Below are 16,355 nucleotides of genomic sequence, written 5' to 3'. Positions count from 1 at the left end.
ATGGCCTTAAACCGCGGACAACTCATCCAGAGCTTTTTGTACACCATCAATGAAGATGTCAGAATGTATCGTCAGCTACATCAACTGCTGCAGCAGCAAAAAGCACTCTATCTGCAGTTTGACGGCGAGTCTCTTGGCAACAATATTCGTCAGCAGGTTCCGCTGCTCAATCAGCTCAACCGCAACGCGACCCAGCGCTCACAGTGTCTGCAACGCCTGGTTTTACCTAATGACCAGGCTGGCGTGAAACTTCTGTTTGGTGCTCTGCCTCAGCATCTGCAGGAACGGGTACGCAAGCAATGGCGTGCGCTGAACACAATGATCGAACAGTGCCAGCACCTCAATCAGAGCAACGGCCACAGCTCAGCTATGCTGCACGAATTACTGGCAGAAATGACCAATCCGTCCCCGTTCTATCAAGAGCGCAGCAGCGCGACACTATGAATCAAGGTTCCCTGTTGTACCGCCTTTCCCACTCCAAGTTGTGTCGGTTAGCCGGGAGTCTCCTTTTTGTCATGCTGGTGCTTCCGCTGACCAACGCCCAGAGCGCCGCCCAAACCTTTCAGCAGCAAATTGATCGCCAGCACGAGGTGTTATCACCTTATCAGACGCAGATTTCCGCTCGTTTTGACCTTTATCAGCCTCTGCTCGGACATATATTCAGCCAGCTTAAAAAGCGCAGCCTGCCACCTCAACTAGCTCTGCTGCCCATGCTCGAATCGTCTTTGAACCCTGACGCTATTTCCCATGCTGGTGCACGAGGCCTGTGGCAACTGATGCCCGCCACAGCGCAGCGTTTTGGTCTTACGATTACCCCGCAGGATCAACGCCTGGATGTATTTCACAGTACCGATGCAGCGCTTCAGTACCTGACATTTTTATATAACAAATTTAGCGGCGACCTGGCGCTGACCATCGCTGCCTACAATGCCGGAGAAGGCCGTGTTGCCCGCGCGATGGCGCGAGCCAACAGCCGCGAGTTTGAACACTTAATCCTGCCAGCTGAAACCCGCCAGTACGTGGCTCGTTTTTATGCCCTCAATGGGCTGGTTGATGTGGACAAGCTCGATAGCGGGAGCTTTAGTCCACTGATGTTGTTCAGCAGCCAACCCAGGATCACCCGCCAGCCGCTGATTGACCTTCAGCCTCTGCCCCCTCTGGTCAAACTGTAGCGAGCAAAGCCCCTTCATCGTCGTTCAACGACGACAAAAAAGCCGCCAGAAGAGGCGGCTTTAGACCATTATTTTTTCTGACGCGCTTCAAACGCGGCCATCTGCTCTGGCGTTGCCGCTGGCTGATGATTGGCTTTCCACTCATCGTAGGTCATGCCGTACACACGCTCACGAGCATCATCAATATCCAGATCTAATCCCAGCTGTTGCGCTTCGGCCAGATACCATTTGCTGAAACAGTTACGGCAGAACCCTGCCAGAATCATGAGGTCGATATTCTGCACATCTTTATTATTATCCAGATGCGCCAGCAGGCGACGGAACACCGCTGCATCCATTTTATCCTGTTGTTCTTGGGTCAGATCTTTATGTTTAAATTCGGCCACGGGACTTTCCTTTCTTGTTGTCTGCCTGCCACCGGCCAAAGCAGACCAGTCACAGAGGTGTATCTGTTATTTATAACACGCTGCCAGTTATTTATAAAACTCACACCGCTATTTTAAAACTCATAAAGTCATTATAAAACAAGCAAACAAAAACGCCCGGGACGAGCCCGGGCGCTGAGATTCCGCACTGGTGACTGAGGGAAATTACCCTTGAATACCAACAATCAGCCATGGTGCATTCGGCGTTGTCAGGTCACGTTCCAGGTGCCAGATATCCTCGATATCCTCTTCGATACCTTCACCCGCATCACGGTAACGGCCGCTGAACTGCAGGCTCAGCTGTGCTTTGCTGGCGTCATAATCTGCACGTACGATTTCTGCATCCACATACATCACGTCTGTCTGTGGAGCCGAGTCAATCTTGGCACGCTCTTGTTTCAGATCTTCAAACAGGCTTGGTGACACATATTCCTCAATGGTGTGCAGCTGGTTGTGGTTCCAGGCACCTTGCAGAATACGGTAATGCTCACGCGCACCGTTGATGAACGCCACGCGATCAAAACCGGCCGGTAAATTGTGCGGTACATCGCTTTGCATCGTGCTGCCAAAACCACCTGCCGATGCCTGCGGCTGCTCAAAGTTGTGCACATTCGGCTGTTCAAACTGGTTGCGGTTCATTCCGCCAAACGCCGGTTGCTGCTGGTTCATACTGCCCTGCTTGGCCCCCAACACTCCGCGCATCAGTTTAAAGATCACGAAGGCAATCAGACCCATGATCAGGATATCCATAAACTGGATACCTTCAAAAGCGCCACCGAAGAAGGCAGCCAGCAAACCACCAGCCAGAAGGCCGCCCAGCAGACCACCCATTAATCCTTTTTTAGAGGAATTCTGTGCTGTTTGTGTGCCGTTTTGTTGTTTTAGCGAATTGGTCGGTTGGCTACTTTGCGTCGGCGCAGGCGATGTGTTGTAGCTTTTACCAAATGACTTACCGCCACCAAATTTTTTGGCAGCATCCGCCACTGGAGTAAACGCAACAGAAACCATCACTAATGCGACCAGAGAAAACAGACGTTTCATACTTATCCTTAGCTCGTTACTGGTAATGGCCCTCAAAAGGACCCTAAACCTATTTTGATACCGGGTCATCATAGCGGCTTCAATATCACAATCAAACATTTTGCTTTTGCTGACTTGTATCAGGATATTGCAAACTTCGTTCGGACATAATGAACCATTTGCGGTGTTAGGTTGTCTAAACCCCATCAACAGCCTTTGATTTTCAAAGCGTTGCTGTAGATTTTCATGGATCCCGAACGGAACTCAACCGACAAGCGATGTTACAAACGGCAGCAATAAAGGCCGACTTCGCAGCCAAAGTCCGTTGTGCACGCTTTCAAAAGCACACGCTTATTGAGAGATTAGTTGACGCTCCATCGGGAGGTTATTAGAATAATTGAACATTGTTCATTAAGTATTATCCCACATGGCAAGACGAAACGACCATACACGAGACGAGCTTATTGCGCTGACGCTCAATACGGTAAAAGAATTTCTCCATACTCACTCTCACCACGAGCTGAGCCTGCGTAAAATCGCGACGATGATCGGCTATGTACCGAGTACATTAGTGAACGTGTTTGGTAATTACAACCTGCTGCTGCTGCATGTGGTGGCACAAACGCTGGACGAACTGGCCACCGAAGCCAAAGCCGTGGTTAGCCAGAGTAAAGATCCGGCTCAGGCACTTTATCAGCTCGCTTACTGCTATCACGACTTTGCCAAGCAAAACCCCTATCGCTGGCAGTTAATCTTTGCCCATAACATGAATGGCGAACAGTTGCCTGAGTGGCAGTCACAGCGGATTGAACACATGACCAGCATGCTGGAAGGCCTGCTGCACGTCATGGCCCCTCAGCGTACCGACAGTGAAATTCTGCGCACCAGCCGAGTTTTGTGGTCAGGAGTGCATGGCATCACCCTGCTGAGTGTAGACGACAAATTCTTTGCTGCTGAGCCTGTCGATGGCAAGGCATTGATTGAAGATCTACTCTCTAACTATCTGGCCAACTGGTAAGCATCAAGGAAACGTAATGCCACATTCTCAAACGTCACTGTTAACCCAGCGGCGTTTTCTGCCCTATTTTATTACCCAATTCTTTGGCGCATTCAACGACAATATTTTTAAAAACGTATTGTTGCTGCTGGTTGCCTTTGCAGGCTCTAGCGCTCTGCCGGTATCCAGTGACCTGTTCATTAACCTGGCTGCCGGCTTATTTATCCTGCCTTTTTTTCTGTTTTCCGCCTCTGCCGGCGTGCTGGCCGACAAATATGAAAAGTCTGCTTTTATCCGTAAAGTGAAATTGGCAGAAATAGCCATCATGTGTGTCGGCGCTCTGGGCTTCATTACTGAGAGCTACGGCCTGTTACTGCTGATGCTGTTTCTGATGGGTACCCAATCTGCTTTTTTTGGTCCGGTCAAATATGCGCTGCTACCCCAGCAACTGAAATCGAGCGAATTGGTTCCGGGCAACGCCCTGGTCGAAACCGGCACTTTTTTAGCGATTTTGCTCGGTACGCTGGGAGCTGGCATCATCGCTTCTGCAGAACATGCGCGCTACATCGCTGCCGGAGCCGTGCTGCTGTTTGCCCTGTTCGGTTACCTCGCCAGCCGGGCCATCCCTGAAGCGCCAGCCAGCGCGCCGGATCTCAAATTTCGTTGGCGGCCTATTCAACTGACCCGCCAGACTCTGGCTATCGCACGCAGCGACCGCACCATTTTTCAGTCGATGATGGCCATCAGTTGGTTCTGGTTCCTTGGCGCGGCCTACCTAACCCAGTTCCCCAACTTCACCAAACTGTTTCTTAATGGTACCGAAAGCTCAGTCTCTTTCTTACTGGCGCTGTTTTCTATCGGTATTGCTGCCGGTTCACTGGCTTGTGACAAAATGTCCGGCCACCGGATTGATGTGGGTATCGTGCCGCTCGGCAGTCTGGGGATAAGTATTTTCGGCTACCTGATGGCCAGCAGCATTCCCGATGATTTACCGCTCTTCCAGCAATTTAGCGAATTCGTCAGCTACACCCCGTTGTGGCCACTGTATATTTATCTGCTGTTACTGGGCGTGTCCGGCGGGATCTTTATCGTGCCGCTGTATGCCATGATGCAGCAACGCGCCAAAGCAAGCGAGCGGGCTCAGGTCATCGCCGCACTCAATATTTACAACTCCCTGTTTATGGTCGGCAGCGCGCTGCTCGGCATTGTCTGTTTGTCACTGCTCAACCTGAGCATAGTGCAGCTGTTTATCCTGCTGTCGGTCATGAATGTGCTGATGGCCGTATACCTGTTCCTGCAAGTGCCTATTTTTGTGGTACGTTTTCTGGTCTGGGCGCTGACTCATACCATTTACCGCGTCCGGCATAAAAATCTGCATCATTTGCCGCAGCAAGGCGGCGCTCTGATCGTATGTAACCATGTCAGCTATATGGATGCCCTGCTGCTGAGTGCGGTTTGCCCGCGCCTGATTCGCTTTGTGATGCACGAAGAGTACGCCAATATCCGCATTGCGCGCCGTTTCCTCAAGCGGGCCGGCGTTATCCCGATAGACTCCGATGACCGCGCCTCTATCCGCCGCGCATTTACCGAGGTAGAACAAGCTTTGGAACAAGGCCATCTAGTGTGTATCTTCCCGGAAGGTCGCCTGACCGAAGATGGCGAGATGAACCCGTTTATGCGCGGTATCGACCTGATACTGAGGCGCAGTCCGGTACCTGTGATTCCGATGGCGATTAAAGGACTGTGGGGCAGTTTCTTCAGCCGATATAAAGGTCGTGCCTGCAGCAGCCTGCCCTGTCGTTTCCGCTCACGGATTGAAATAGAAGCCGGTCGCGCCGTTGCCGCCTGCGACGCTAACACCCAGTTGATGCACGCCGAAGTCGCAGCGCTGCGTGGTGACTGGAAGTAGCTTTGTACGACTTTCAGCTCGCTGCTTTGCGTTCACTAAGAACAAGCGTTCAGTTTAACTGAACGCTTGTTCAAAACATTAAGACTTTCTGACCATTAGCAATGGGTTACAATCAGTTTCCACTTCGCTGAAGGTCAATCCTATGTCATGCAACTCACTGCCTGTTAAGCTGAGATATCTGCCTTTTGTGCTGATTCTGCTGGCCTGTCTTACCCCTTATCTCACCTCGCCCACTGCGCTGGTGCTGGGCTTTTTGCTGGCAACATTGGGCTGGGTTCCCGGCGGACTGCCACTTGCGAAGATCACCAAAAGATTGCTGGCTTACTCGATTGTCGGCCTCGGCTTTGGTATTCCGCTACAGCAAGCACTCAGCGTGACCAGCGACGGCATCGGCCTGATTGTGGCCAGTATTGCAGGCACTCTGATTCTCGGCACAGTGCTGGCGCGGTTTATCGGCCTTAATGCGACTGCAGGTCACCTGATTGCGTCGGGGACAGCCATCTGCGGCGGCAGTGCGATTGCGGCCGTGGCTCCGGCAGTCAATGCCGATGACGATCAAACCGCAGTGGCCCTGGGTACGGTATTTCTGCTCAATTCACTGGCGCTGTTTTTGTTTCCGCTTATCGGCCATGCCCTCAATCTTGATCAGCATACCTTTGGCACCTGGGCCGCCATCGCCATTCATGATACGTCATCTGTGGTCGGCGCCGCTTCGGCATACGGTGAAGAGGCGCTAAAAACAGCCACCACCCTCAAACTGGCGCGCGCATTGTGGATTGTACCCGTTGCCCTGCTCAGTGCCTGGATGTTTCGCAGTGAATCGAAAAAAGTGACAATCCCGTATTTCATTCTCTTTTACTGCGCGGCGATAGGATTTAGCGATCAGTTGCCGCAGTTTGAGGTGGTATATCAGCAGATTTTCGGCCTGGCCAAGCAAGCCCTGGTGGTGTGTCTGTTTTTGATTGGCTGCAGCTTGTCGGTGCGCCGTTTACGCGCTGCCGGTGCCAAGCCGCTGATGTTCGGTATTGTACTCTGGATAGTTATATCGACTTCGTCTCTGGCTTGGCTGCTGAGCCAGACGAACGGATAACAGGCGAGCGCTGCACTTCCCAGGCGACGAGCAGCACCAACAGGAAAGCACTTAATTCAGCCACCGAACGCGGCCAGCCATCCTGGGTCAGTGCAATCAGCAGTTGCAGGGCGATGACGCCAACAAGTAAGCCTTTCTTCATGGTCAGATAATCCCGAATCATTATTAATCCGGATTCATTATGCCCAATCGTTATAAGAAGCAAAATTCTGTTTTGGTCTAACTCATAACCCGATATTGAGTCTGATGATGCGCCAGCCATTGCTTCAGGGCCTGGCGCGATACTTTAATGCCGCTGTTCATCAGTTGCTCGGGCATAGTGAAATAAGCCACCGGCCATTTGAATTTCTCAAGCTTCCCTTCGCACCAGGCTGAACCTTGCGTCAATGAAAATACCGCTTCTGCGCTATGCACTATCGCAACCGGCCTGGCGCCAAATTCGTCATCTTCAACCGCCACCACCATCGCCAGTTGCACCGCCGGATGACGGTTGAGTACGGACTCAATTTCTTCACAGTGAATGTTTTCGCCGCCAGAGATAAACTGATTGTCGGCGCGTCCGATAATCACCAGTTGCTCATCCTGCCATTCGCCGAGATCTTGACTGTCAAACCAGCCGTCTGATTCCAGGATAGGATGCAGCAGCCCACGGCGGTAATAACCGCTGGCCAGGGTCTCGCCACCAATATAAATCCGCTGTCCGCGCAGTTGTACCAGGCGTCCGGCCAATACATGCCCGGCTCCGCTGTGCCCGTCGACCTGTTTCGCCGTCACGGTTGAGGCCGCTTCTGTCATGCCGTAGCCAAGCCAGGTTTCAATGCCGATTGCCGCGGCCTGCTGCGCCAACCGGACCGGAATATGGCTGCCACCAAGTAACACATGGGTCAGATTGAGCTCGATTCCGGCCTCCAGCAGCCGTTTGAGTTGGGTCGGCACCAAAGACGCGTGTGTGACCTGAGCCATGTCATAAGCCAGATCACCACGGCCAATTTTCAGGCAGCCGCCGGCCAGCAGCCAGCGGTAAACAATCGCCAGACCGGACACATGATAGAGCGGTAAGCTGAGCAGCCAGGTATCTTCAGCGCTGAACACAAACTCCTGCAATAAGCCCTGCGCAGAAGCCAAATGCTGGGCATGAGTATGCGCCACCGCTTTCGGAACGCCGGTTGAACCAGAGGTAAAAATCAAAGTGGCCAGATTGTCAGCCTGATAGAGATCGCCATGCCACCCAACCGGTTCAGTAACGTGTAATGCCTTGGGTATCTGAATGACATTGACGGCTCTATCAGAGTGCCGGGAAATAGAGTGCCGGGAAACGTCGGCCCCGGGAGCCAGCCAGAGATGGGGCGTTTGATGCGCGCCATAAAGGGCGTCCAGTTTGAGGTGTAAAGCCTCGCCAGGCTGAGGCATCGTCAGGGCACAAATGACACCGCGCGACACCGCGGCCAGTAACCACAGCAACGTATGCGGATGATTTTTACCGACCAGTGTCAGTACGTCTCCGCCCTGTACACCTTGCTGATGAAGTGCCTGAGCATACTGCTCGATACGATCAGCCAGCTGCTGCCAGGTCAGAGATTCTTGCTCAAGACGCAGCGCCACCTTATCCGGCGTACGCTGCTGCCATTGTTGCCAGGGGGTCATGCGTGGTGCGACTGCCACACCAGCTCCTGCTCCTGCAGTGTCTGCACTGGCAGTTCACAACCCGGCCAGGCGGTTTCAAGCTGCGCCTGATAAAGGCCTATGGTATCAAGCCCCGGAATTTCATCCGGTAATAACCATTTTGACAGGCGGGCTAACTGGGTCAGACCCAGACTCGATTCCAGACTGGAACTGATCACCACCTGAAGATTGAGTGCTCTCGCTTTCTCAACCAGACGAATACAGAAAGGTACGGACCCTATCACGGTCGGTTTGATAATGATGGTTTTGGCGCCGGTCAGCTCTTCGAGACGAAAGTCATCCATGCGTACCGCCTGCTGCAGCGTCTCATCCCAGGCAATTGCGATCCCGGTATCGATGGCAAACGACAGACTCTCACTCGGTGTATGGCACGGCTCTTCGATATAAGTAATCCGGCCACGACGTGACGGAGCGACATACTGAGCGAATTTAGCCGCCTTTTCTTTGTTCCAGGCCCGATTGGCATCGAGACGCAACGTCAGATCCGGCATGGATTCGAGAAACAGGTTAACCAGCATGCCATCACGTACCGGCTCGTACAGGCCCACCTTAATTTTGGCGACCTTGTTACCTGGCATGGCTTCGAGTTGCGGGATCAGGTCATCCGGATCACCGGTGCACAGCGGTGCAGCCTGATATTGCCCATCTTGGGGCAACTCACCGGCCAGTTCCAGCTCCGCCATAGACACACCAAAGGCGACAGAAGGAAATAATTCGTCCAGTCCGAGAGGTTGCCCCTTCACCCACAGTTCCAGCTGTTCTTTAGCCAGGGCTCCCGCCTCATCAATGGTTTCGACGCTAAATCCTTTTAACGGCGCGACTTCACCACGCCCTATTCGGCCATTTTCCTGAAGTTCGACAATGAATCCTTCACGTTCGGTTAACTTCTCTTCACGAAGAATGACACCGCTATCCATCGGCAGACGATAGCGATACAGTTTTGCGCTGCGCATATCCAACCTAACTCTGTTGTTATTCCTGGATGTTCACACTGTCGGCACGGAATGCGCCAAGACAATGACATCACAAAGGGTTATACGTCGTAAGCAAAAAGCGGCCCACTTTTGCACGGGCCGCAACGATTTTACGGGTTACGCGGGAATTTATTGAAATCCGGGCGACGTTTTTCGTTAAACGCATTACGGCCTTCCTGGCCTTCATCTGTCATATAAAACAGCATAGTGGCGTTACCAGCCAGTTCCTGCAGGCCAGCCTGCCCATCACAGTCAGCGTTCAGTGCTGCTTTGAGACAGCGCAGCGCCATCGGGCTGTGTTGCAGAACTTCACGGCACCAGCGTACGGTTTCTTTTTCCAAATCCTGCAGTGGTACCACGGTATTCACCAGCCCCATATCCAGCGCTTCTTTGGCGTCATAGAACCGACACAGGAACCAGATCTCGCGCGCTTTCTTCTGACCAACAATCCGCGCCATGTAAGATGCGCCCCAGCCACCATCAAAAGAGCCGACTTTTGGCCCGGTTTGGCCAAACTGGGCGTTTTCTGCCGCAATGGTCAGGTCACACATCATATGCAGTACGTGACCACCACCAACTGCCCAACCGGCCACAGAGGCGATCACAGGTTTCGGACAGGTCCGGATCTGGCGCTGAAAGTCGAGCACATTGAGATGGTGGGTACCCGATTCATCTTTATAACCGCCGTAATCGCCACGAATTTTCTGGTCGCCGCCCGAGCAAAATGCCTCTTCACCCAGACCGGTTAAAATGATGACACCAACATTTTCATCGTAGCGTGCATCGGCCAGTGCATTGATCATCTCTTTGACAGTCTGCGGACGAAACGCATTGCGCACCTGCGGGCGGGCAATGGTAATTTTGGCCATACCATCCGGCGACTTGTGATAATCGATATCTTCATAAACTGAGCCACAATCATGCCATTCGACCGGAGCATAAAGTTCTTGTTCTGAAATGCCTACTGTTTTAGCCATGCTGATTCCCATTGTTGTTACTCGTTGTTGATGACAACGAGCCAATTAAACGCTGAATGATCAGGGCGAACGCATCAGGCTGCTCATGGTGAACATTGTGCCCGGCCTGCCCGACCTGACTAAAGCTCAGCCCGCTTTGTGTCGCGAGCTGCGAAAATTTCTTATCCCGTTCGCCACAGACGTAATGCGTGGTTAAACGGGCTTGTTGCAGTGCAGGTAGCAAATAAGGCTGGGTTGCCAGCGAGGTTGATAACAGCATACTTGCCACTGCCTGACCAAGATTAGCACTGCGTTTAGTGATTAAGGTTTGTCTTTGCGCATGGTTTAGTGAACTAAATACCGCTTGTTGATACCAATCGCTCAATACCTGTTCAATCGGTTCGTGCGCAAAGCGCATCGCCCAGCGACTATCATGAATCCAGCGCGGCTCTCGTTCTTGATTGGTTGGCAAACCAAAATGGCCCCCCTCAATCAGCAGACCTGAGAGGTTAAAGCCACTGAACCAGCCACACGCAGCCCCGGTCATGGCAATGCGTCCGCCAAGTGAATAGCCGACCAACCATACCGGGCGTTTCGCTCCGGCCCGGCTGGCAATAGTTTGTGCAACCCACTCGCAGCACTGCTGCAAATCGTCGCAGCAAATCGTTTGGCTATGACCATGTCCGGGTAAATCGATAACCAGCCAGTCTGCATCCGGTAAACGATCCAACACCGGCTGCCAGTCGTCCGTGCTACCAAGCAAACCATGCAGAAACACCAGTAGCGGCCGTTCTGCCACCGATAGCGTGTTAACGGAGACATGACCGGACGAGCGACTATAAAGCATGGATCTGCGCACTAAGCTGTTGGATGTGTCGTGCGGCCTGCTGCGGCTGCGTAACAACCTCCACCAGCAAGGTGCCCTGCCCCGAGTCAAAATGGACATCGATTACGGTTTGATACTGGGCCAGGGTTTGCGGGCGGGCATAAGCCAGACCAAACTGCCTGGCTGCGAATTCAAACTGCATGCCGTGTGGCATCTGATATAAAGCCTGACGCTCCTGCTCCGGTACGGGCAGAAGATCAAAGATGGCACCGCCGTCGTTGTTAGTCACCACCATCACAACCGGCTGCGAAGTTTGACGCAGCAAAGTGAGTGAATTGAGATCGTACAGCAGTGAGGTGTCACCGAGCAGAATCATTAACGGCTGGTTAAGCGCGCGCTGCACACCGGAAGCACTGGCCACCAGGCCATCAATCCCGGAAGCTCCGCGATTGGAATAAACTGCCCGATCATCCAGTTCACTCAGCATATCCGTCAGACGCACTATCAGGCTGTTACCGATAAACAGCGGCACCCACGGCACGCGCTGACTGAGATCGAGCGCAACAGCGACTTCGGTCAGTGCACCGGCAGAGCCGTTCAATCCCTCGTCAGACAACGTTGATACTGCCAGTTGCGCGGTTGCACCGGCAATATGACGCAGTTCATCTGCCCAGCCACGGCCGGCGCTGTTGAGTGGCGGCTTAACGGAGGAGTGCACGACGGCGGACTGAATCGCAACCCAGTCACGGATATCGGCCACCCAGTGCTGTTGCGGCAGATGAGACTGGTTGTTACGACTGGCATCCGGCGACACATACCAATAGTCACAGTCGGCGGCGCTGATCTGGCGTTGCAGCCACTGATTAAGCCGTTTTGATACCACTCTGGCACCAAACTGAAGCACCAATTCGCACTCATTCAAGCGGGCACTGGCTGTGGCATTTTGCAGCCACAAATCATAATGTGCCCACTCACTGCTGACACCGGACTGGATATCACCCAGCACCGGCCAGCCGAGCTGACGGGCAAAATCACGCGCCACCTGAGCCTGACACAACGGCAGAGAACCGATAATGACCAGACCTTTGCGATGAAAAGATGCCGCCTCGAGTGGCATGACGCTAGTCTGTGGCATCAGACGCCGAGTATAAGGCACATCTGCATTGTGCCAGTCGGCTACCCGCGCGCGATAATCGCGGTATAAATCCGTACATGAGGTCGAATAAAGCGGCTCGGGAAACGGGCAGTTAATATGTACTGCGCCGCCCTGCTGCGCCTGTTTGAACAGCGCATCATCAAGGGCACTGAGCAGCCAGCTTAAAGATAAGTGCACTCCCGGACTGGGTAAATTCATCGCCGCAGTGACATGGGAAGAGTAAATACCGACCTGATCGATCGCCTGGTTAGCCCCACAACCGACTAACTCAACTGGCCGGTCGGCGGTTAACACCACCAGCTTTTCTCCGGTCAGACCGGATTCGGCAATCGCCGGCAGCAAATTGGCGACCGCGGTACCGGACGTGACGATCACCGCCACCGGCCGGGTACTGGCTTTGGCCAGTCCCAGGGCTAAAAAGCCTAACCCGCGCTCATCAAAGTGGGTATGCAGAGTCAGATTGGGATGCGCGGCGGCTTCCAGTGTCAGCGGTGTCGAACGAGAGCCGGGCGCGATACACACCTCACTGACCCCAAAGCGGGTCAGCTCTTCAAGCAAAGTTCGGCTCCAGATACGGTTGAGCTGTGCCTGGTCGTGGCTCATGAGGCAACTCCCAGCGGCAGATCGTCACTGATCAAACTGAGCAGAGTGGACATCTTCTTGTCCAACTCCTGCCACTCATACTGCGCTTCTGAGCCCGGTACAATCCCGGCCCCGGCATAAAGCTGGATTTCATTTTCCAGTACCAGAGCACTGCGGATTGCAACACAAAACTCTGCCTGCTGATGGCTAAAATAGCCCATCGAACCGGCATACCAGCCGCGGGCAAAAGGTTCATGTCGGGTAATAAAATCCAGAGCCGGTTTACGCGGCAGCCCTGCTACAGCAGCGGTCGGCTGTAAAGCTCTCAGCAGCTGTACGCCATTAACCCCGGGTTGCAGATTGGCGTGAATCGCCCGCTTCAAGTGCTGCACTTTGCTCAGCCGCACCAGGTGCGGCTCAGGATCGACATTGATTGACTCAGCATAAGGCGTAAGACGTTCGATAATGTCATCCACTACCACCTGATTCTCATGCAGATTCTTACGGTCTTGGGTCAGCCAGTTCGCCAGTTGCAGATCCTGCGCCGCATTGGCGCCGCGCCCGATAGTGCCGGCCAGCGCTTCGGTATACAGCTCCTGACTCTGGCGTAAATAGAGCCGCTCGGGCGTCGAGCCCATAAAACAGTGTTTACTGTCCAGCGCCAGCATAAAGTGAAAACTGTGATGGTTTTGCCGCGCACTGGCTTTCAGCAGCTGAGCAGCACTGAGCGGGCCATCGAGAGTCAAACGGGTCTGACGGGCGAGGACGACTTTTTTAAAATCCTGCTTTTCAATACCGTCCAACACGTCCTGTACCAGCTGCGCCCAGCCGGACTCACTCGGAGCATGCCTGACTTGTCTGACTTCACGGTGGATCGCAGGCAACGGTTTAACGTCCGCCACCAGCTTGTTGAGCGTGGCGAGTGTCCGGGCCGATTCCTGATTAACGTTGGCCGCCAGGTGCCAGGTGTTATCTAACCGTATCAGCTCGACCTGGGGCAAAAAGAAGAAAGACGACATGCAGCGCTGGTTTTTATCGGTATGACCGTCAAACGAGCGTCCCCCCCCAGACACGCTGATTCTCACCGACCATGGCATACGCCGGGGCTGGATCAGTGAAAGTATATAACTGCCCGAGCGCAATCACTTCTTCGCGACTGTCCCGTGACTGCCAGTAAAACTTAGGGTAAACCGGTTGGGCTTCAAGCCAATCGATCAGCGCGAATGGCGGCTTGCCTGCCAACTCCTGGATGAAACGGACGTCGTTTTCCTGCGCGTCGTGAATTTGCTCTGTTAAGCGAGCAATGGCTTGATAAAAGTTCAACAAAACGACCTCGACTTAGCTGAGACTCGATCTAACCCGGTTACTCTATTGAGAGAACCCACTAAAATCAAGGGTATATCGTATCTTTTCCCACCAGTTCTGCGTGCCACAGCCACATTCTGTATATAAATTCATTACCTTAACGAATATAAGGCCATAAAAACTTTCGGACAGCTTATCTACCCTCTGAATTGAGCCACTTGGGGTACTGACAAAATTTAACCTCGAAAGGACAATATGGCCTAGATTTATATCCTAAAAAAAGGCAATCTGTAGAGGTTTAATAAACAAATTTCATCATTTTCAGGAACAAGACAATGCAAAATATCGGGATGTCGTCAAAACTCGATAATGTCTGCTATGACATTCGAGGTCCAGTGCTCAAACATGCTAAACGCATGGAAGAAGAAGGGCATAAAATACTAAAGCTTAATATCGGCAACCCGGCCCCGTTTGGTTTCGACGCCCCGGATGAAATCCTGGTCGACGTGATTCGTAACCTGCCAACCTCACAAGGTTACTGTGATTCCAAAGGTATCTACTCGGCACGCAAAGCTGTCGTACAGCACTATCAGAAAAAAGGCATCCGTTCTCTGGATGTCGAAGATGTCTACATTGGTAATGGCGCCTCCGAACTGATCGTAATGGCGATGCAGGCGCTGCTGAATAACGGTGATGAAATGCTGGTTCCGGCCCCGGATTACCCGCTGTGGACGGCAGCCGTTGCCCTGTCCGGCGGTAAAGCGGTGCACTATCTGTGTGATGAGCAGGCCGACTGGTATCCTTCACTGGACGACATCAAGAAAAAGATCACGCCGAACACGCGCGGCATCGTCCTGATCAACCCGAACAACCCGACCGGCGCGGTCTACAGCCGTGACTTCCTGCTGGAAGTAATTGAAATTGCCCGCAAACATAAACTGATTATCTTTGCAGACGAGATCTATGACAAAGTTCTGTACGACGGCGCGACTCACACTTCTGTAGCGACGCTGACTGAAGATGTGCTGGTCGTGACGTTTAATGGCCTGTCTAAAGCGTATCGTGTGTGTGGTTTCCGTGGCGGCTGGATGTTCCTGACCGGGCCAAAACATCAGGCCAGCGGCTATATCTCCGGCTTGGATATGCTGGCTTCAATGCGTTTGTGTGCCAACGTACCGATGCAGCACGCGATCCAGACTGCACTGGGCGGCTATCAGAGTATCAATGAACTGATCCTGCCAGGCGGGCGCCTGCTGGAGCAGCGTGACCGTGCCTGGGAACTGATTAACCAGATCCCCGGGGTATCGTGTGTGAAGCCGAAAGGCGCGATGTATCTGTTCCCGAAAATTGATACCAAGAAGTACAGTATTAAAGACGATCAGCGAATGGTACTCGACTTCCTGAAACAGGAAAAAGTCCTGCTGGTACAGGGCTCCGGCTTCAACTGGCCGAAACCGGACCACGTACGCATCGTGACCCTGCCCCATGTTGAAGATCTGGAAGTGGCGATCGGCCGTTTTGAGCGTTTCCTGAGCACTTACAGCCAATAACGCTTTCCTCTCCCTTTCCTGATCAGTTAGGCTAAAAAGGCGCTCTTTTCTAAACTAAAAGAGCGCCTTTTGTTTTATTCAGCGATCAACCAGGATGTCGAGCGTTATGAAAGAAAGCCATTTTTTTGCCCACCTCGCCCGTATGAAACTCATTCAGCGCTGGCCGCTGATGCGTTCCGTCTCCAAAGAGAACATCTCCGAGCACAGCCTGCAGGTAGCGTTTGTTGCCCATGCACTGGCCGTGATTAAGAACAAAAAGTTCGGCGGACAGCTCAATCCCGAGCGGATTGCGATTCTGGCCATGTATCATGACTCGAGTGAAGTGCTGACCGGCGATCTGCCAACGCCCATCAAATACTTCAACCCGGACATCGCCAAAGAGTACAAAAAAATCGAAGCAGCCGCAGAACGCCGCCTGCTGTCGATGCTACCGGAAGAATTCCACGACGATTTTGCGCCGTTTCTGGTCTCCGATGCAGCACATGCCGAGGATTCCGCGATCGTCAAACAAGCCGACTGCCTGTGTGCTTATCTGAAATGTCTGGAAGAACTCAGCGCCGGTAACCATGAATTTGCTCTGGCGAAAAAGCGCCTCGATGTGACGCTGCGTGAGCGCTACACCGAAGAAATGGATTATTTTCTGCAAACCTTTGCGCCCAGCTTTGAATTAACACTGGACGAGATCAGCTAACTCGCTGTAGGTTTTATAA

At 52.9% G+C, this 16,355-nt stretch carries 15 protein-coding genes and 1 pseudogene; 7 read left to right on the top strand and 9 right to left on the bottom strand.

Annotation, left to right across the window (positions count from 1 at the left end; all coding sequences use genetic code 11):
- Both flgN and KNV97_RS08270 read left to right on the top strand, forming a co-directional pair.
- Positions 1-444, top strand: a complete 444-nt coding sequence (gene flgN, locus KNV97_RS08275; RefSeq protein WP_218562876.1) for a flagellar export chaperone FlgN — start codon at positions 1-3, stop codon at positions 442-444.
- Positions 445-515: 71 nt separating this feature from the next.
- A complete protein-coding gene (locus KNV97_RS08270) occupies positions 516-1,172 on the top strand; it encodes a lytic transglycosylase domain-containing protein (protein ID WP_218562875.1) in 657 nt (218 codons plus the stop codon).
- A 68-nt stretch (positions 1,173-1,240) separates the two neighbouring features.
- On the opposite strand, the gene KNV97_RS08265 is transcribed toward KNV97_RS08270, so the two are convergent.
- A complete protein-coding gene (locus tag KNV97_RS08265; protein ID WP_168796926.1) occupies positions 1,241-1,558 on the bottom strand; it encodes a DUF1244 domain-containing protein in 318 nt (105 codons plus the stop codon).
- 204 nt (positions 1,559-1,762) lie between these two features.
- Positions 1,763-2,638, bottom strand: a complete 876-nt coding sequence (locus KNV97_RS08260) for a Tim44 domain-containing protein (RefSeq protein WP_218562874.1) — start codon at positions 2,636-2,638, stop codon at positions 1,763-1,765.
- Between the two features lie 406 nt (positions 2,639-3,044).
- On the opposite strand from KNV97_RS08260, the gene KNV97_RS08255 reads away from it, so the two are divergent.
- The 3 genes from KNV97_RS08255 (at position 3,045) to KNV97_RS08245 (ending at position 6,613) form a co-directional block, all read left to right on the top strand.
- The gene (locus KNV97_RS08255; RefSeq protein WP_136482812.1) at positions 3,045-3,635 is read left to right on the top strand and encodes a TetR/AcrR family transcriptional regulator; all 591 of its coding nucleotides are present in this window, start codon (positions 3,045-3,047) and stop codon (positions 3,633-3,635) included.
- A gap of 16 nt (positions 3,636-3,651) precedes the next feature.
- The gene (locus KNV97_RS08250; protein ID WP_136482811.1) at positions 3,652-5,523 is read left to right on the top strand and encodes an MFS transporter; all 1,872 of its coding nucleotides are present in this window, start codon (positions 3,652-3,654) and stop codon (positions 5,521-5,523) included.
- A gap of 142 nt (positions 5,524-5,665) precedes the next feature.
- Positions 5,666-6,613, top strand: coding sequence for a YeiH family protein (locus KNV97_RS08245; RefSeq protein WP_136482809.1), 948 nt, complete (start codon positions 5,666-5,668; stop codon positions 6,611-6,613).
- On the opposite strand, the gene KNV97_RS08240 is transcribed toward KNV97_RS08245, so the two are convergent.
- From KNV97_RS08240 to KNV97_RS08210, 7 genes and pseudogenes are all read right to left on the bottom strand, one after another.
- Entirely contained in the window at positions 6,564-6,776 is a 213-nt protein-coding gene (locus KNV97_RS08240; protein WP_240798104.1) for a hypothetical protein, read from the bottom strand. The two genes, KNV97_RS08245 and KNV97_RS08240, sit on opposite strands and share 50 nt — an antisense overlap.
- 56 nt (positions 6,777-6,832) lie before the next feature.
- The gene (gene menE / locus KNV97_RS08235) at positions 6,833-8,257 is read right to left on the bottom strand and encodes an o-succinylbenzoate--CoA ligase (RefSeq protein WP_218563401.1); all 1,425 of its coding nucleotides are present in this window, start codon (positions 8,255-8,257) and stop codon (positions 6,833-6,835) included.
- The gene (gene menC, locus KNV97_RS08230) at positions 8,254-9,249 is read right to left on the bottom strand and encodes an o-succinylbenzoate synthase (protein WP_136482807.1); all 996 of its coding nucleotides are present in this window, start codon (positions 9,247-9,249) and stop codon (positions 8,254-8,256) included. The genes menE and menC overlap by 4 nt, the downstream gene beginning before the upstream one ends.
- A 131-nt stretch (positions 9,250-9,380) precedes the next feature.
- On the bottom strand, positions 9,381-10,247 hold the full coding sequence (gene menB, locus KNV97_RS08225) for a 1,4-dihydroxy-2-naphthoyl-CoA synthase (protein ID WP_218562873.1): 867 nt from the start codon (positions 10,245-10,247) through the stop codon (positions 9,381-9,383).
- Entirely contained in the window at positions 10,240-11,073 is an 834-nt protein-coding gene (menH, locus tag KNV97_RS08220) for a 2-succinyl-6-hydroxy-2,4-cyclohexadiene-1-carboxylate synthase (RefSeq protein WP_218562872.1), read from the bottom strand. Before menH ends, menB begins: the two co-directional genes overlap by 8 nt.
- Entirely contained in the window at positions 11,063-12,811 is a 1,749-nt protein-coding gene (gene menD, locus KNV97_RS08215; RefSeq protein WP_218562871.1) for a 2-succinyl-5-enolpyruvyl-6-hydroxy-3-cyclohexene-1-carboxylic-acid synthase, read from the bottom strand. Before menD ends, menH begins: the two co-directional genes overlap by 11 nt.
- Positions 12,808-14,116: pseudogene (locus KNV97_RS08210) on the bottom strand (isochorismate synthase). The gene menD and the pseudogene KNV97_RS08210 overlap by 4 nt, the downstream one beginning before the upstream one ends.
- Positions 14,117-14,430: 314 nt before the next feature.
- Here KNV97_RS08210 and KNV97_RS08205 point away from each other — a divergent pair.
- Complete coding sequence (locus KNV97_RS08205) at positions 14,431-15,645, top strand: pyridoxal phosphate-dependent aminotransferase (protein ID WP_136482797.1); 1,215 nt, start codon at positions 14,431-14,433, stop codon at positions 15,643-15,645.
- Between the two features lie 106 nt (positions 15,646-15,751).
- On the top strand, positions 15,752-16,336 hold the full coding sequence (yfbR, locus tag KNV97_RS08200) for a 5'-deoxynucleotidase (RefSeq protein ID WP_136482795.1): 585 nt from the start codon (positions 15,752-15,754) through the stop codon (positions 16,334-16,336).
- Positions 16,337-16,355: the final 19 nt, after the last annotated feature.

It is taken from the genome of Vibrio ostreae, assembly GCF_019226825.1.
GTDB classification, from domain to species: domain Bacteria; phylum Pseudomonadota; class Gammaproteobacteria; order Enterobacterales; family Vibrionaceae; genus Vibrio; species Vibrio ostreae.
The sequence above is the reverse complement of the archived record's forward strand: the minus strand, read 5'-3'. Positions and strand labels throughout refer to the sequence as shown.

Bases quoted from the DNA above. Each gene is read 5' to 3' on its own strand.
- KNV97_RS08240 (WP_240798104.1), bottom strand. From the start codon at position 6,776: ATGATTCGGGATTATCTGACCATGAAGAAAGGCTTACTTGTTGGCGTC.
- flgN (WP_218562876.1), top strand. From the start codon at position 1: ATGGCCTTAAACCGCGGACAACTCATCCAGAGCTTTTTGTACACCATC.
- KNV97_RS08205 (WP_136482797.1), top strand. From the start codon at position 14,431: ATGCAAAATATCGGGATGTCGTCAAAACTCGATAATGTCTGCTATGAC.
- menH (WP_218562872.1), bottom strand. From the start codon at position 11,073: ATGCTTTATAGTCGCTCGTCCGGTCATGTCTCCGTTAACACGCTATCG.
- KNV97_RS08260 (WP_218562874.1), bottom strand. From the start codon at position 2,638: ATGAAACGTCTGTTTTCTCTGGTCGCATTAGTGATGGTTTCTGTTGCG.
- KNV97_RS08270 (WP_218562875.1), top strand. From the start codon at position 516: ATGCTGGTGCTTCCGCTGACCAACGCCCAGAGCGCCGCCCAAACCTTT.
- KNV97_RS08255 (WP_136482812.1), top strand. From the start codon at position 3,045: ATGGCAAGACGAAACGACCATACACGAGACGAGCTTATTGCGCTGACG.
- menC (WP_136482807.1), bottom strand. From the start codon at position 9,249: ATGCGCAGCGCAAAACTGTATCGCTATCGTCTGCCGATGGATAGCGGT.
- menE (WP_218563401.1), bottom strand. From the start codon at position 8,257: ATGACCCCCTGGCAACAATGGCAGCAGCGTACGCCGGATAAGGTGGCG.
- KNV97_RS08250 (WP_136482811.1), top strand. From the start codon at position 3,652: ATGCCACATTCTCAAACGTCACTGTTAACCCAGCGGCGTTTTCTGCCC.
- menD (WP_218562871.1), bottom strand. From the start codon at position 12,811: ATGAGCCACGACCAGGCACAGCTCAACCGTATCTGGAGCCGAACTTTG.
- yfbR (WP_136482795.1), top strand. From the start codon at position 15,752: ATGAAAGAAAGCCATTTTTTTGCCCACCTCGCCCGTATGAAACTCATT.
- KNV97_RS08245 (WP_136482809.1), top strand. From the start codon at position 5,666: ATGTCATGCAACTCACTGCCTGTTAAGCTGAGATATCTGCCTTTTGTG.
- menB (WP_218562873.1), bottom strand. From the start codon at position 10,247: ATGGCTAAAACAGTAGGCATTTCAGAACAAGAACTTTATGCTCCGGTC.